Annotated in this window: 16 protein-coding genes; 11 read left to right on the top strand and 5 right to left on the bottom strand. The window is 35.5% G+C overall.

Annotated elements, in window-relative coordinates:
* Positions 1-7 precede the first annotated feature (7 nt).
* Positions 8-280, bottom strand: coding sequence for an HU family DNA-binding protein (locus tag FS802_RS14065; protein WP_001043904.1), 273 nt, complete (start codon positions 278-280; stop codon positions 8-10).
* 141 nt (positions 281-421) lie between these two features.
* Positions 422-1,237, bottom strand: a complete 816-nt coding sequence (locus tag FS802_RS14060) for a formate/nitrite transporter family protein (protein WP_098653411.1) — start codon at positions 1,235-1,237, stop codon at positions 422-424.
* Between the two features lie 196 nt (positions 1,238-1,433).
* On the opposite strand from FS802_RS14060, the gene FS802_RS14055 reads away from it, so the two are divergent.
* On the top strand, positions 1,434-2,327 hold the full coding sequence (locus FS802_RS14055; RefSeq protein WP_098653412.1) for a metallophosphoesterase: 894 nt from the start codon (positions 1,434-1,436) through the stop codon (positions 2,325-2,327).
* Positions 2,328-2,627: 300 nt separating this feature from the next.
* Here the strand turns inward: FS802_RS14055 and FS802_RS14050 are convergent, their stop codons facing one another.
* Entirely contained in the window at positions 2,628-3,710 is a 1,083-nt protein-coding gene (locus tag FS802_RS14050) for a chitinase (RefSeq protein WP_002203602.1), read from the bottom strand.
* 270 nt (positions 3,711-3,980) lie between these two features.
* Here FS802_RS14050 and gabP point away from each other — a divergent pair, with 270 nt between their 5' ends.
* From gabP to entD, 8 genes are all read left to right on the top strand, one after another.
* Complete coding sequence (gene gabP, locus FS802_RS14040; protein WP_000360102.1) at positions 3,981-5,375, top strand: GABA permease; 1,395 nt, start codon at positions 3,981-3,983, stop codon at positions 5,373-5,375.
* A gap of 133 nt (positions 5,376-5,508) precedes the next feature.
* The gene (locus FS802_RS14035) at positions 5,509-5,847 is read left to right on the top strand and encodes a hypothetical protein (protein WP_122974119.1); all 339 of its coding nucleotides are present in this window, start codon (positions 5,509-5,511) and stop codon (positions 5,845-5,847) included.
* Between the two features lie 317 nt (positions 5,848-6,164).
* Positions 6,165-6,707 carry a DUF420 domain-containing protein gene (locus FS802_RS14030; protein WP_000228316.1) on the top strand — a complete coding sequence of 181 codons (543 nt, stop codon included), beginning with the start codon at positions 6,165-6,167 and terminating at the stop codon, positions 6,705-6,707.
* Positions 6,708-6,824: 117 nt separating this feature from the next.
* Positions 6,825-7,988 (top strand): iron-containing alcohol dehydrogenase, encoded by a 1,164-nt coding sequence (locus FS802_RS14025; protein ID WP_098720681.1) that lies wholly within the window; start codon positions 6,825-6,827, stop codon positions 7,986-7,988.
* 158 nt (positions 7,989-8,146) lie between these two features.
* On the top strand, positions 8,147-8,899 hold the full coding sequence (locus FS802_RS14020; protein WP_000957284.1) for a DeoR/GlpR family DNA-binding transcription regulator: 753 nt from the start codon (positions 8,147-8,149) through the stop codon (positions 8,897-8,899).
* Entirely contained in the window at positions 8,896-9,807 is a 912-nt protein-coding gene (gene pfkB, locus FS802_RS14015; RefSeq protein ID WP_098720683.1) for a 1-phosphofructokinase, read from the top strand. The genes FS802_RS14020 and pfkB overlap by 4 nt, the downstream gene beginning before the upstream one ends.
* Positions 9,808-9,820: 13 nt before the next feature.
* Positions 9,821-11,677, top strand: a complete 1,857-nt coding sequence (locus FS802_RS14010) for a PTS fructose transporter subunit IIABC (protein WP_144525114.1) — start codon at positions 9,821-9,823, stop codon at positions 11,675-11,677.
* 347 nt (positions 11,678-12,024) lie between these two features.
* Positions 12,025-12,957 carry a cell wall-binding protein EntD gene (gene entD, locus FS802_RS14005; RefSeq protein ID WP_000734617.1) on the top strand — a complete coding sequence of 311 codons (933 nt, stop codon included), beginning with the start codon at positions 12,025-12,027 and terminating at the stop codon, positions 12,955-12,957.
* Positions 12,958-13,019: 62 nt separating this feature from the next.
* Here entD and FS802_RS14000 read toward each other — a convergent pair whose 3' ends face one another.
* Complete coding sequence (locus tag FS802_RS14000) at positions 13,020-13,265, bottom strand: hypothetical protein (RefSeq protein ID WP_000814419.1); 246 nt, start codon at positions 13,263-13,265, stop codon at positions 13,020-13,022.
* 181 nt (positions 13,266-13,446) lie between these two features.
* Between FS802_RS14000 and miaA the strand changes: the two genes are divergently transcribed.
* Both miaA and hfq read left to right on the top strand, forming a co-directional pair.
* On the top strand, positions 13,447-14,400 hold the full coding sequence (miaA, locus tag FS802_RS13995; RefSeq protein ID WP_098653413.1) for a tRNA (adenosine(37)-N6)-dimethylallyltransferase MiaA: 954 nt from the start codon (positions 13,447-13,449) through the stop codon (positions 14,398-14,400).
* Between the two features lie 21 nt (positions 14,401-14,421).
* Positions 14,422-14,646 (top strand): RNA chaperone Hfq, encoded by a 225-nt coding sequence (hfq, locus tag FS802_RS13990; RefSeq protein ID WP_000813896.1) that lies wholly within the window; start codon positions 14,422-14,424, stop codon positions 14,644-14,646.
* Positions 14,647-14,726: 80 nt separating this feature from the next.
* Here the strand turns inward: hfq and FS802_RS13985 are convergent.
* Positions 14,727-15,470: Gly-Xaa-Xaa repeat protein (locus FS802_RS13985; protein WP_144525112.1), on the bottom strand; the 744-nt coding region annotated here is incomplete at its 5' end.

The following is a 15,470-nucleotide window of genomic DNA, read 5'->3' as shown; positions in this document are numbered from 1 at the left end:
TTTTTCATTATTTTACAGCTTCTTTAAGTTCTTTACCAGCTTTGAAAGCAGGTACTTTAGAAGCTGCGATTTGCATTTCTTCACCAGTTTGTGGGTTACGGCCTGTACGAGCAGCTCTTTCGCGAACTTCGAATGTACCGAATCCGATAAGTTGTACTTTCTCACCAGCAGCTAAAGTGTTAGTGATTGATTCTACTACAGTTTGTACAACTACAGTAGCTTCTTTTTGAGAAATCTCAGCATTTTGTGCTACGTTTTTAATTAATTCTGTTTTGTTCATGTTTTTCACCTCATATGTAAATAATGCTATTTAAGTTGTTATTATAACGTATAAAACATTCGAGAACAAGTGTACGCACATATATTCGTAAAAAAAATGAAATTTGTAATATTTTTTAGAGCCACTGTACAGACATTCAATTTAAGCGGATACAGATTTTTTCTTTAATTCGGTTTGCTCTTTATTGGAAGGCAGTTTCTTATTATAAGATATAAAATAAGGTAGTGCTACAAATAACATACCTCCTACTAAGTTTCCGAAGAAAACAAAAATGAAGTTTGGAAAGTATTCACTCCAAGTTAACCGACTGGCAAAAATTGCAGCTGGGATAACAAACATATTGGCTACAACGTGTTGAAATCCAATCGCAACAAAAGTCATAACTGGGAACCAAATGCCGATAATCTTTCCGATAAATTCTTTACTTCCCATACTGAGCCAAACAGCTAAACAAACGAGCCAATTACATCCGATTGCAGAAATGAAAGCTTGTAGTGGTGTATCTTGTAGTTTAGCTTGCGCAATAGAAACAGTTTTCGCTAAAAAAGCACCCTCTGTTAATCCGACGATATGACCGAAAAAATAAGCAACGAATATAGCACCTATGAAGTTGCTAAACGTAACAATAACTAAATTTCGAATGAAGTGAAATAAGTCGATTTTTTTGTGAAGCCACGCCATTGAAACGGTCATCATATTGCCAGTTACTAACTCACCGCCTGCAAGAATAACGAGTATAAGACCGATAGGGAATACAGCGGCACCTAGAAAACTAGTAAATGATCCCCAAGACTTTGGCATTGTTCCAATAACATGAATATCGAGTAAATACCCTAATGCTATGAAAGCACCACCAAAAAAACCGAGAATTAACATAGGGAGTAATGATAAATGTGCTTTTTTTCTTCCGGAATTCGCAGCAAGTTCCGTAATTTCTTCTGGTGTAAATACAGACATGAATAATCTCTCCTTAATAAGATGATGAAATGAATAGATGTAACATTTTTAAGAATCTATGTATTATAAAAATATGGTATGACTTCTGTATAAATTTGTCAAAGTGAATGGAGATAGAATAGGATATAACTAACATTGTTCGTGTTGTCACATTAATGTAACAATAAGGCTTTAAAGTACTTCTAGAGGTGAGAACATGCATACGCATCATGTGAAAAAAGAACAAAAAAAATCAATCGTCAAGATATTTATAATTAGTTTCATAAGCATAGTAATGATTTCAATAAGTTTGTATTTCTATGCGACAGAAATAGAACGGAAACTAGTAACAGTTACGTGGAATGAAATAGAAGCTTCTACAATTCCTAAAGAGTTTAATAATAAGAAAATATTACAATTCTCGGATGTACATTTAGGGCCAGAATTTACACTGAAACAACTAGAAAATTTGGTGGAGAAGATGAATGCGTTACATCCAGATGTAGTAGTTTTTACAGGGGATTTAATAGATAAGTTTGGATCGTATAAAGCCGAAAGAGAAGAAGCGAAAAGTATTTTACAGAAAATACATGCGCCTTTAGGGAAATATGCTGTGTTTGGGAATCATGATAGGGGCGGGGGAGGTAGTTTATTTTATAAAAAGTATATGGAGGAATCTGGTTTCTCTGTGTTAGTAAATGAAGTGCAGAAAATAAAAGCGGAAAACGGTAAGTATATTACAATAGCAGGTTTGGATGATTTTTTATTAGGTAAGCCGCAAATAGACTCGACTTTAAAACATATAAAGCAACAAGATTTCAATATGCTATTAGTACATGAGCCAGATGTTGTAGATAGAGTAGCTCGTTACCCAGTTGATTTTCAAATGTCAGGCCATAGTCACGGAGGACAAGTTCAAATTCCTTTTATAGGTCCATTAATTACTACAAAGTTAGCTGAGAGTCATGTTGAAGGTATGTATGAATTAGAAGGGAAGAATAAGCCGTTACATTTATACGTAAATCGTGGTATTGGGACAACACGAATGCCTGTTAGATTTTGGAGTGTACCTGAACTTTCAGTATTTGTATTGAAGCAAAATAGTAACTAGACTATTTTAGAGTAGTAACAGGACTTTCAGAGAAAGTTCTCTTTTTTTATTAGATAAATACAGAATGTTATGTGATTTTTATTTAAAGTGTTAAAAAAGAAAGAGGAATTTCTATGGTAGAAACATGGCATAAAGAATTGGAAAGTTTATATAACGAAATGGTTTCGTGGCAAATTCCTTTTAAGTATTGTAAATAGTTATGTAGAGATGGAAAAGAATCTTTTCATCATGTAGAAGTGAAAAAGTAATTTACATAAATAAAAAACAACAATAGGTTATTTAACCTATTGTTGTTTTTTATTATTTTTGCAAGGGAATCGCATCAAAATATGTTCTATAGTTATTAGAGAATTCAAAGTTGTTTTTTGCATCCCAATTAATAGACCAAGACATTAGGCCGCGGAATGCAGGGTAGCCACTCTGATTTGAAAGTTTATACTTTCCTCCGAAAGGAATTCCTTTAATGATATAATCTAAAGCTTTTTTCATTTCAGTTGGAGAAATATATCCGCCACTTGGAGCGGCCGCTGGTGCTGCAGGAAGTCCAATCATGACTTGATCCGAACGAAGAGCTGGGAAATTGTTATTTGTATTACCACCTACAGGAAAACCATGTAAGAGCATATCTGCCATAGCGACTTCGTAGTCTGCAGTACCTTGATTGTAGTTATTGCCGTCCATTCCAATGCCGCTGCCAGCATTGTAGTGTTGAACATGAATGTATGTTAGTTTGTCTTTCACTCCGTAAATAATTGGTAAATATGCACCCCATATGCTTCCATATGCGCTATAACCGCCTTGAACATAAGCTGTTTCAGGAGCCATGCTTAATAGAAAATTTGGACCGTAATGATCTGAGATTGTCCGAATAGCTGAAATAAGATTTACGATTTGAGGAGTCGTTGGATTTTTGAAATTAGTGTCATTACCGTTTAAGTAAATTCCTGATTCAAGGTCAATATCTATTCCATCAAAACCGTATTTATCAATTAGAGATTGTATGGAATTAATAAAACGTTGCTTAGCGGCATTATCAGGAAGTAAAACGACCCCATTTTGTCCACCTATTGAAAGAACTATTTTCTTACCTTTACTTTTTAAATAAGAAATATCTGATTTAAACTCTGCATCTGTACCATACACAGGAGAAAATTCAACAGTGGAACGATCACCACCAGTTTCACCGAAAGATACATTGATTACATCCCATTTTGGTGAAACGTCTCTTAATTTAATAATGCCAGTACCGTTATCGAAGTTATGCCAGTATCCAACGAGTAATTTTGATCCTAAATTGTTTGCAGCTTGTGCTTGGAAGGGAGCTAGCGGTAGCAGTAAGAAAATTACTAAAGTACAACAAATAAATTTGAACTTGTTTAACATATCAACACTCCTATACAAAAAGTTGTCTAGATGTATAATCTTGTTTATTTCATAATATCTGAAAATTCTATCTTTTGTAAGGTGACTATAATTTTCTCAACAATTGTGTATGGGAAATTATTAAACCTAATGAAATAATTTTTTGAGGAGGTCGAATTACGATTGTTAAATTCAGAATATTTTGATATATTTTAAAGTATAGGACAAGATTTTTCGCATAATACTCTTACATAAATTTCAAAATTAAGTTTGGAGGGGGATGTACAAGAGTTGGATAAAAATCTCAAGAAAGACCTCAAAATACGCCACATTACAATGATTTCCATTGGTGGCGTAATAGGAGCTGGTTTGTTTGTTGGAAGTGGTGCGGTTGTGCATTCAGCCGGACCAGGTTCTATCGTTTCATATGCATTAGCAGGACTTCTAGTTATTTTCGTTATGAGAATGCTAGGAGAAATGGCAGCTATTAATCCGACAAGTGGTTCATTTGCAACATATGCAAGAGAGGCAATTGGTCCATGGGCAGGTTATACAATTGGGTGGCTATATTGGTTTTTCTGGGTAATTGTTATTGCAATAGAAGCTACAGCAGGTGCTGGTATTATTCAATACTGGATTCCAGAAATCCCACTCTGGTTATTAAGCTTAATATTAACGATTTTATTAACGTTGACGAATGTTTTCTCGGTGAAATCATTTGGAGAATTTGAATATTGGTTTTCATTTATTAAAGTAATAAGTATTGTTTTGTTCCTTTGTCTTGGACTAGCTGTTATTTTAGGATTTGTACCAGGAACGGAAGCACCTGGCACTTCGAATTTAGTAGGGCAAGGAGGATTTATGCCAAATGGTATAAGTTCGGTGCTACTTGGAATTACCGTCGTTATATTTTCATTTATGGGATCAGAGATTGTTGCAGTAGCCGCTGGAGAGTCTGCCGAACCTGTAAAGGCAGTCAAAACTGCAACAAATAGTGTAATTTGGCGTATTCTCGTATTTTTCATTGGATCGATCGCTGTAGTTGTTACACTCCTTCCGTGGAATTCAGCGAACATACTAAAAAGCCCGTTTGTGGCGGTACTGGAACATATAGGGATACCAGCGGCAGCGCAAATTATGAATTTTATCGTTTTAACAGCTGTACTTTCTTGTTTAAATTCGGGTTTATATACGAACTCAAGAATGCTTTTTTCAATGGCAGAAAGAGGAGATGCGCCAAAGGCATTTTTGAAATTGAATAGTAGTGGTGTTCCAGTTCGGGCGGTTTTATTTGGAACTTTCTTTGCTTACATTGGAGTTGTTTTTAGTTACATATCTCCAGATAAAGTATTTTTATTTTTAGTGAATGCATCTGGCGGGATTGCGTTACTCGTTTATCTCGTTATAGCAGTTTCACATTTCAAGATACGTAAAAAAATGGGGAAAGCGGAACAACAAAATTTGAAAGTGAAAATGTGGCTTTTTCCATATGTAACATATGTTACAATTGCTGCGATTATAGCAGTTTTAGTTGCCATGCTCGCAATTGAATCTTTACGTTCACAAGCGCTTTTAACAATGCTTGTTACTGTTCTTATAATAATTTCTTATTTTATTTTTAATAGAAATAAAAATAGTACATTGTTGAATCCTAAAAGTAAGAATGAGGAATCTGTTCGATTCTAATTTCTTGTTTTAGAAGAGAGTTACACCCAATCATTGCTATAAAAGAATCATATATAATCATAGAAACAAGTAATTACTATTGTCATAGTGAATATAAACTTTTTTCTTGACTTTTTATACGAAGGCGAGCAAAATGATAAAAAAGGAAGGGGGGATGACGATGGAAGAGTACGTATTAGAGCTGTATAACTTGTTATATACGACAGAATGGCAAGATATTGTTTCGTTTCTAGGAATAATGTTTTGTATGAAAATTGTAATTGTATATATGGAAGAGCAAGGTATGTTCTATTCCTTCGCATCTCCGTTCGATGTGCAACGCGAGCCGTTGCCAAACTATGCCAAGGTAAATTACGAACAATTTCCTTTTGTGATTTTCTTTATGATTCGATTTATAACAGCAATTGTAAAGAAAAAGGAAAGTGACGATGAAGAGTGCCACTCAACTTGTAATATAGCGACTGCTTTTTAAGCTAAATACAAGGAGGAGATTTATATGTGGTTTCGATTTCTTATGATTGGTTTCTTTTCATTAACAGCAATTTCTTTAATGGGATATCAAGTATCTGAAATTTATCAAGCATATAGCAATACGTTTTTTAACAAAAACTAATTACATTGCTATTTAAATAATAAAGCGATAAAATCCTTCTTAAGAAGTTTTATTAAGAAGGATTTTTTTCTTTGCTTTGTCTTACTGTGTCAAACTATTGTCACATTTACACTGTGAATAATATGTTAAAATAGTGAGGTTACGTATACATATTTGAAGGAAGAGGAGTGACCATTTTGGTGGATCAATCAACTAATCAGAAAAGCTATGCTCCTATTGTGATAACGCTTTCTGTAATTGTAAATGCGATTATTTTATTTTTGTTCTTTGGACCTGTTGGCTATGAAGGAGAAGTACATTTTGATGTAACAATTTTACCAATGTTAAATGCAATTTTTAATAGCTTTACGTTCGTATTCTTATTAGCAGCTTTATACTCTATTATTAAGAAGAATGTGAAAATGCACCGTGGTTTCATCCTCGCAGCATTTACAACGACGTTGCTATTTTGTGTTTCTTATTTATCGTATCATTACTTGGCGCCGGCAACACATTTTGGTGGGGAAGGATTCATTAAATATGTGTACTTCATTATTTTAATTACACATATTATCCTGGCAGCTATTATTGTACCACTTGCATTGTTTGCACTTGTATTTGGTTTTACAAATCAATTAACACGTCATCGTAAAATTGTACGTTGGACGATGCCAATTTGGTTATATGTAAGTTTATCTGGTGTTATTGTTTACTTAATGATCTCACCTTATTACCAATAAAAAAATCTCAGCCTGTAGGCTGGGATTTTTTTGTTAGGCAAATATTTTTGTGAAATGAAAAAAATATGGTATACAAAAGTATAGTTGCTTTTCATATAGAAGGGATGGTAAAGAAATATGCAAAATTTTGTATTTCGTAATCCAACGAAACTTATTTTCGGTAAAGGTCAATTAGAACAGTTGAAAACTGAAATTCCACAGTTCGGTAAAAAGGTTCTTCTCGTATACGGGGGAGGCAGTATTAAAAGAAATGGTATTTATGATAATGTAATTTCTATTTTAAAAGATATAAATGCAGAAATATTTGAATTGACAGGTGTTGAACCGAATCCGCGTGTATCAACTGTAAAGAAAGGGATTCAAATCTGTAAAGATAATGGCGTCGAATTCATATTGGCGGTTGGCGGAGGAAGTGTAATCGACGGTACGAAGGCGATTGCTGCTGGTAGCAAATATGATGGAGATGTATGGGATATTGTAACGAAAAAAGCATTTGCTAGTGAGGCGTTACCATTTGGTACGGTACTTACGCTTGCGGCAACAGGATCTGAAATGAATGCTGGTTCTGTCATTACAAACTGGGAAACGAATGAAAAATATGGCTGGGGTAGCCCAGTTACTTTCCCGCAGTTTTCGATTTTAGATCCAGTTCATACTGTGTCTGTGCCGAGGGATCAAACAATTTACGGTATGGTAGATATTATGTCGCACGTATTAGAGCAATACTTCCATCATGGAACAAATACAGAATTACAAGATCGTTATTGTGAATCTGTTTTAAAAACAGTAATTGAAACTGCTCCTAAGCTTTTAAGTGATTTAGAAAATTATGAGCATAGAGAAACTATTTTATATTGCGGTACTATGGCGTTAAACGGTATTTTAGCGATGGGAGTAAAAGGAGATTGGGCGACTCATAATATTGAACATGCAGTTTCTGCGGTTCATGATATACCACACGGGGGTGGCCTTGCGATTTTATTCCCGAACTGGATGAAGCGTGTTGTAGATGAAAATGTAAGTCGTTTTAAACAGTTCGCTATTCGCGTATTCGATGTAGAAACAGCTGAAAAGACTGATCGAGAAATTGCGTTAGAAGGAATTGAGGCGTTACGTCAATTTTGGACTTCAATTGAGGCACCAGTAACGTTAGCGGATTACGGTATTGGGGAAAATGAAATTGATTTAATGGCTGATAAAGCGATGGCTTATGGTGAATTTGGTAACTTTAAAAAATTAAATAAAGACGATGTTTTAAGTATATATAAAGCTTCTTTATAAGTGAATCGAAAAAAGAAACCCATTTGATATAACAATCAAATGGGTTTCTTTTTTATTGTTTATAACTGTTTGTGACTGGTTTTGGTTATTTGTGAATGTTTATGGTTGATTTTTGTGATCGTTTTCATTATACTGTAATCAAAGAAGAGGTGAATAAAATGTTAACTCCTGAACGTCATCAAATGATATTGCAACTTGTAAAAGAGCAGAAGGTTGTTAAATTACAGCAATTAGTGGAAAGAACAGAAAGCTCTGAATCAACAATTCGTCGTGATTTAGCGCAATTGGAAAAGCAAAGGTTATTAAAAAGAGTTCATGGTGGTGCTGCTGTTTTAACAGGAAAAGGGCAAGAGCCAACGATGGTTGAAAAATCATCCAAAAACATTCAAATAAAACAACAAATTGCTAACTATGCGGCTAGCATTGTTGAACAAGGTGATTGCATTTATTTAGATGCAGGAAGTACAACATTTGAAATGATTCCATTTTTAATAAATAAAGATGTTACTGTCGTTACGAATGGACTTATGCATATTGAAGCTTTAGTTGAAAATAATATTCGTGCGTATTTACTAGGCGGAATGATGAAAAGTAGGACGAAAGCTTTAATTGGTGCTATGGCACAGGAAAGTATGCAGAAGTACCGTTTTGATAAATGTTTCTTAGGAGCGAATGGTGTACATGAACAGCTTGGTTTTACAACTCCAGATCCAGAAGAGGCACTTTTAAAACAAATGGCATTAACATTTGCGAACGAAGGATATTTCTTAATTGATGAAAGTAAGTTTTCAGAAGTTGCGTTTGCGAAAATTGCCAATGTTGAAGAAGCGAATATTATTACAAACCATTTAGAAATTGATTTAGAAAAATATAAAAGACAAACCAATGTAATTGAGGCTGATAAACAATGATCTATACAGTTACTTTAAACCCATCTATTGATTATGTAGTACAAGTTAATTCCTTCGATTTAGGCGCAGTAAATCGAGCAGAGGAAGATATGAAATTTCCTGGAGGGAAAGGTATTAACGTTTCTCGTGTTCTTCATCGTTTAGGTGTTGAAAATGTAGCGCTTGGATTTACTGGTGGATTTACCGGTCGATTTATTAAAGATGTATTACAGGCGGAAGGTGTAACAACAAACTTCGTCCAAGTAGACGGTGATTCCCGAATTAATGTGAAAATAAAAGGGCAAGAAGAGACAGAATTAAATGGGCAAGGTCCTAATGTGACAAATGAACAATTTGAACAATTAATGAAACAAATCGAAAGTATGAGGCAGGGAGATTGTGTTGTACTAGCTGGAAGTGTACCGGCGTCTATCTCAACTACTTTTTATGAATCAATCGCAACGCTCGGAGCTGAGAAAGGTATTCGCGTAGTAGTCGATGCAAGTGGAAGTGCGCTGCAGCATGTAATTAAAAATAAACCATTTTTAATAAAGCCTAATCATCATGAACTTGGTGAGTTATTCGGAGTAGAGATTTCAACAGTAGAAGATGTTTTACCGTTTGGAAGAAAATTAGTTGAACAAGGTGTAGAGCATGTTATCGTATCAATGGCTGGAGATGGGGCGTTATTATTTACGGCAGAAGGTATATATGAAGCAACTGTTCCAAAAGGTGTTGTAATTAATTCGGTTGGGGCCGGAGATTCTCTCGTTGCAGGATTTGTAGGTAAATATGAACAGACAAAAGATATTGAAAAGGCATTTCAATATGGCGTTGCAACAGGGAGTGCAACAGCATTTTCAGCTGATTTATGTGAAAAAGAAAAAGTAGAAGAATTATTGTCGCAAGTAATTGTAACTAAGCGATAGGGGGAAGTAACATATGAAAATTACAGAACTATTAAAAAGGGATACAGTTATTATGAACTTGACAGCTTCAAATAAAGAAGCTGTCATAGATGAATTAGTTGAGAAATTAGACGGAGCAAATCGTTTAAATAGTAAAGCTGAATTTAAAGAAGCTATTTTAAAGCGGGAATCACAAAGTACGACAGGAATAGGAGAAGGGATTGCAATACCTCATGCGAAAACAAAAGCTGTTAAGCAACCAGCGATTTGTTTTGGTAGAAGTGTAAGCGGTATCAACTATGAATCGCTTGACGGACAGCCAGCGCATTTATTCTTTATGATTGCTGCGAGCGAAGGGGCGAATAATACTCATTTAGAAACGTTATCGCGCCTATCTACATTATTAATGGATGAAGGATTTCGTAAGCAATTGTTAGAAGCAAAGGATGAAGAGGAACTTCTTCGTTTATTTGATGAAAAAGAGAATGAAAAAGAAGAAGACATTGAAGTTGCAAAACCAGAAGGAAATGAACCATACGTACTAGCAGTTACGGCTTGCCCAACTGGAATCGCTCACACCTATATGGCAGCGGATAGCTTGAAAGCAAAAGCAGCAGAGCTAGGTATAGCAATTAAAGTTGAGACGAACGGATCAACAGGTGTAAAAAACGGTTTAACGAAAGAGGACATTGAACGCGCAACGGCTATAATTGTTGCGGCAGATAAACAAGTAGAAATGAACCGTTTTGCTGGGAAACATGTCATTCAAGTGCCAGTCGCTGATGGGATTAGAAAAACGGAAGCGCTTCTTAATCGAGCTGTAAAGCAAGATACGCCAATCTTTAAAGGAATAAAGGAAGATGGGAAGACAGAAAGTACAGAGAAAGAAAAAGGATTAGGAATTTATAAGCACTTAATGAGTGGCGTAAGTAATATGCTTCCATTCGTTGTTGGTGGAGGAATTTTAATTGCACTAGCATTTTGGATTGGTGGCATAAAAGCAGAAGGACCATTGGCTGAATTGTTAATGTCTATTGGTGGAGGCAAAACAGGTGCGTTTTTATTCCTCGTACCAATTTTAGCTGGATTTATTGCGAGTTCTATTGCTGATCGTCCAGGATTTATGCCTGGTGTTGTCGGTGGATTTTTAGCAGCACATGCGAATGCTGGATTTTTAGGGGGATTAATTGCTGGTTTCTTAGCTGGGTATGTTGTTTTAGGATTGAAAAGATTGTTTTCAGGATTACCAGCACAGTTAGAAGGAATTAAACCTGTATTGTTATATCCGGTCTTTGGATTGTTGATTACAGGAGTTGTTATGCAAAAAGTAGTAATTCCGCCTGTAGTAGCATTGAATGAAATGTTAACAGGATGGTTAAATGGTTTGAACGGTACAAATGCTATATTACTAGGTCTTATATTAGGTGGTATGATGGCAATTGATATGGGTGGTCCAATTAATAAAGCTGCTTTTACATTTGGCATTGCTGCAATAGAAGCGCAGAACTTTGGCGTACACTCTGCTGTTATGGCCGGTGGTATGGTACCACCATTAGCGATTGCATTCGCAACTACTTTCTTTAAATCAAAATTTACTGAAGCAGAGCGTAAATCTGGTTTAACAAATTATATTATGGGAGCATCGTTTATTACAGAAGGTGCGATTCCATTTGCAGCTGCAGATCCGATTCGAGTAATAGTAAGTTGTGTTGTTGGTTCAAGTATTGCGGGTGCATTATCTATGTTATTCCAAATTACATTACCAGCACCGCATGGTGGATTGTTTGTTATCGCATTAGTAAATAAACCGGTGCTATATATTTTCTCGATATTCATAGGGACAGTTATTTCAGCTCTTATGATGGGGATTTGGAAAAAGAAAGTTAAATAACACATGAAAAAGGAGTAGCTTTTATTAGCTGCTCTTTTTTATTGCAAAAAAGGAGATTAATAATTGGAGAATGATGAATTTTGGTAAAAGATGTAATGAAATATGGTTTTTTTGTAACAAAAAAGTAATACTGTAATTTTTTTTGGAAAAAAATTCTGGGCTAGTATGTGGAAAATATATGAAAACTACTGGGAATTCTATTAGAAATGGAATTCATTAATATGGAAATTTATGTTACAACTCATTAATCGTGTATTACGAATGGTTTGTAATTGTGTGATTTCTAAAAATCCTAAAAATCTGTTGCTATAATGAAAATACGAAAACAAAGCAAATGGAGGCTATTCATGAAAAAATTATTAGGTATAGCAACGGCGGCAGTTTTTGGTCTTGGGATTTTTGCAGGTTCTGCGAAAGCAGAAACGATTGTAACAACAGACGTATTAAATGTTAGAGAAAACCCAACTGTAGAGTCAAAGCTTGTAGGTAAAATGTTAAGTGGAAATAAATTAGATGTTATAAATACAGAAAACGGATGGGCAAAAATTAAATTAAATGGTAAAGAAGCGTTTGTAAGTGCTGAATTTACAAAAAGTACATATTATGTAACGGCGGGCGCGTTAAATGTTCGTGCTGGAGCGAATACTGAATCTGAAATTCTTGGTAAACTGAATAAAGATGATGTAATTGAAACGACAAATCAAGTTCAAAATGAATGGTTACAATTTGACTATAATGGAAAAACGGGATATGTTCACATGCCATTTTTAACAGGGACGGCACCTGTAATTGAAAAGAAAGAAGTTGTAACGCAAGAAGAGGCGCCAGTAAGAGTAAATACGCCGGTTAAAAATAATAAAGTAGTTAAGAGCAAAGAGTCTGTTAAAAATGTAGAATCAAGTAAACCTGTGGCAAAACAGCAGTCAACTACGAAACAAGTTACGAAATCTACTGAAACAAGTGCACCTGCTGGTGGACGTGAAATAACAGTAGAAGCGACAGCGTATACAGCGCATCCAAGTGAGAATGGTACGTATGGTGGTCGTGTATTAACTGCAATGGGGCATGATTTAACAGCAAATCCGAATATGAAAGTAATTGCTGTTGATCCTAAAGTAATTCCGCTTGGATCAAAAGTATGGGTAGAAGGATATGGAGAAGCGATTGCTGGAGATACTGGTGGTGCGATTAAAGGAAATCGTATTGATGTATTAGTCGGTTCAGATGGTAGTGCCAATAGCTGGGGGCGCAAATCTGTAAAAGTGAAAGTGATCAAATAGTGTATATGTATTAATATAAAAGGCGGTTGCTTGAAAGTATGTAAGCAACCGCCTTTTATGGGTTATTGAAAAGGATAAATAGTTTTACCTGTAATAATTTTATAGGCACTGCAAAATTGATTTTGTATATACTCTGTATTTTTATTTTCTGGATGTAATGTTGTTTCTTGGAGAGTAGAATGAAAAGAACGTAGCAAACAATTTAAGGCGAAATATAATTCTTCTTGTGAACAATTTTGTTCTTTTGTAGCAGTAGCTAAAATAAGGTCTTTTGTTAAAGATGAAAAATTAATGGTGGATTGTTTCATAGTCAACTCATCCTCTCGAAGGTATTTTTAATCATGTATATGCGGAATTGGACAAACTATGTTCTTTTTTATTTATAATTTCATGTACCGAAATGAAAGAACTTGCAATCATGCCGTTAAAATTGGTAAGATTGGATATAATCAATAGATGGAGTACATTACATAAAGAGAGTTGAATGATATGGGAGAAGTGCAACGTGAAAAAGTTGCTGTCATCATTGGACCAACTGCTGTTGGAAAGACGAAGTTAAGTATTGATCTTGCCAAAGCGTTGAATGGTGAAATTATAAGTGGAGATTCCATGCAGATTTATCGTACGATGGATATTGGAACTGCAAAGGTGACAAAAGAAGAGATGGATGGAATTCCGCATTATATGGTCGATATAAAAAATCCGGAAGAATCATTTTCTGTTGCCGAATTTCAAGAACGTGTTCGTAAGCATATTCGAGAGATTACAGAGCGTGGTAAATTGCCAATTATCGTTGGTGGAACTGGTCTGTATATTCAATCTGTTTTATTCGATTATCAGTTTACGGATGATGCTGGCGATACTATGTACCGAGAACAAATGGAAAAGTTAGCATTAGAACGTGGTGTGGAATATGTACATAAGAAATTACAAGAAGTAGACTCAGAAAGTGCTGAGCGTATTCATGCAAATAATGTACGTCGTGTCATTAGAGCGTTAGAAATTTTCCACACGACGGGTGAAAAAATGAGTGATCAACTTGAAAAACAAGAAAACGAGTTATTATACGATGTTTCCTTAATTGGCTTGACAATGGATCGAGAAATGCTATACGATCGCATTAACTTACGAGTTGATATAATGATGGACCAAGGGTTATTAGAAGAAGTAGAAGGATTGTATAATAGAGGGATACGAGATTGTCAATCTATTCAAGCGATTGGGTATAAAGAGATATATGATTATTTTGAGGATCGTGTCTCTTTAGAAGAAGCGGTATCACAATTAAAGACGAATTCACGTCGTTATGCAAAGCGTCAATTAACGTGGTTCCGTAATAAGATGGATGTCACGTGGTTTGATGTTACCGGCGGTGAAAAAACGTCAGAAATTTTACGATACATAGAAGGAAAGTTACAACTAAAGTCGAATAATAGTAAGTAGAGAAAAAGAGGAGGATTCGACATGAAGCAATCAATCAATATTCAAGATCAGTTTTTAAATCAACTCCGTAAAGAAAATACGTTTGTTACGCTGTACTTATTAAATGGTTTCCAGCTTCGTGGATTAATTAAAGGATTTGATAATTTTACAGTCCTACTGGAAACAGAAGGTAAGCAACAGCTTATTTATAAACATGCAATTTCTACATTTGTACCACAAAAAAATGTTTCAATTGAATTAGAGTAGTAATGAATTATTGTACATAACAAAAAAAGAGCGAGTTTCTCGCTCTTTTTTTATTTGTCATAAACAATAAATAGTGAAATTTAAGCAATTCTAAATACAGTAAGTCGAATGTTAGTGTTACCTGTTGCAGGGATCGTAATCTCGTTAAGAGTAGATTGGACAGAAATGTTTGCGCCAGCTCTTAACGTTTCGATTGTAGTAAATGAAAGTGAGTCGCCTATTAAATTTGAAGAGAAGTTATCAGTTGCGACTGCTCCATTAATTGAAATGCCTACTCCAAGAGGAGCGCATCCTGGCGCAGTTGTAGAAATAGATACGCTAATTACATAAATACCACCGTTGATAACTGTAACTGTATCTGTGCCATTAAAGATAATATTGTTTACGTTAATTGCAGTACTGAAAATAAAGTTATTAAATTGTAGTACTGTTTGTTGAATGTTGTTTGTTACAACAATTGTTGCTACAGGGAAGCTAGGTCCAGTAGGCCCGGTAGGTCCAGTAGCTCCTATACCAGTGGCGCCGGTAGCGCCAGTGTTCCCTTGAGCACCTTGAGGTCCAGTGGCACCAGTAGCGCCTGTGTTCCCTTGAGCACCTTGAGGTCCAGTGGCACCAGTAGCGCCTGTGTTCCCTTGAGCACCTTGAGGTCCAGTAGCGCCTGTGTTACCTTGAACGCCTTGAGGTCCAGTAGCACCCGTGTTCCCTTGAGCGCCTTGAGGTCCAGTAGCACCTGTGTTACCTTGAGCACCTTGAGGTCCAGTAGCACCTGTGTTACCTTGAGCACCCTGAGGTCCAGTAGCACCTGTGTTACCTTGAACACCTTG

It is taken from the genome of Bacillus sp. DE0042 (genome assembly GCF_007680225.1).
Lineage (GTDB): Bacteria > Bacillota > Bacilli > Bacillales > Bacillaceae_G > Bacillus_A > Bacillus_A wiedmannii.
This window is presented reverse-complemented; position numbering and strand designations above follow the sequence as displayed.